Raw genomic sequence first — 714 nt, forward strand, 5'->3', positions numbered from 1 at the left:
CCGGAGTCAGCGCAGAGATTGGCAATCCTTTTGAACAAAAGCCGCTAAACAATTTGGTTTCATATTGCGGTATAATCCCTCGGGTCAAACAAAGCGGTGGTCCCCAGGGCGAAACCAAAACCGGTAAGGTGGCAAAACGCTGTAATCGCATCCTTAAAGATTATGTCGTTCAATCCGCCTCACATTTGGGCTTACACGGCCCAGAAGATTTGATGTCCGATTACAAACGTCGCGACGCCGCCGAACAACATGCTGATTTTGGCATGGCCCGTCGTTATCTGCGTATGTCGATGTGCTTGATGCAGACATCGCAAATTTATCTGCCCAGCCGGTTGCGCAAGGCACAAGTGCAAATAGATGAACGCGGCGATTACTATTTGATGATCTGGCCGTACCTGCGTGATAAATGGCAGAAATTAGAGGCCCTGGAGACCGCCTTTAAAGCGGATCATCCTTTGGGTCAATGGCGAAAAATAGTTCAGCAATTCTATGGGATAAAACTGACCCTATAAAACCGACTCAGACTGGACTTAATCTTTGTAGTTAAAGGTTTTCGAGGTTTCGGCGGACAGGATGGCTTAGTTGAAACTGCCGCGGTGCTCCTTTAATTGATAGGAGTCAATTGACGGCTCAATGAAGAATGCCGACCCTGTCCGTCCGAACACATTAATTATGGCTCAAAGGTGCTTTGATCCTGGCATTGAGTCCAAGAGA

The 714-nt window shown here is 47.6% G+C and carries 1 protein-coding gene; it reads left to right on the plus strand.

Annotated features, from left to right (window positions below; genetic code table 11):
- Positions 1–512 (plus strand): transposase (locus tag GY683_RS04670; protein WP_297287640.1); only part of this gene is annotated, 512 nt, incomplete at its 5' end.
- Between the last annotated feature and the right edge of the window lie 202 nt (positions 513–714).

The organism is Moraxella sp. (genome assembly GCF_024227015.1).
Taxonomy (GTDB): domain Bacteria; phylum Pseudomonadota; class Gammaproteobacteria; order Pseudomonadales; family Moraxellaceae; genus Moraxella.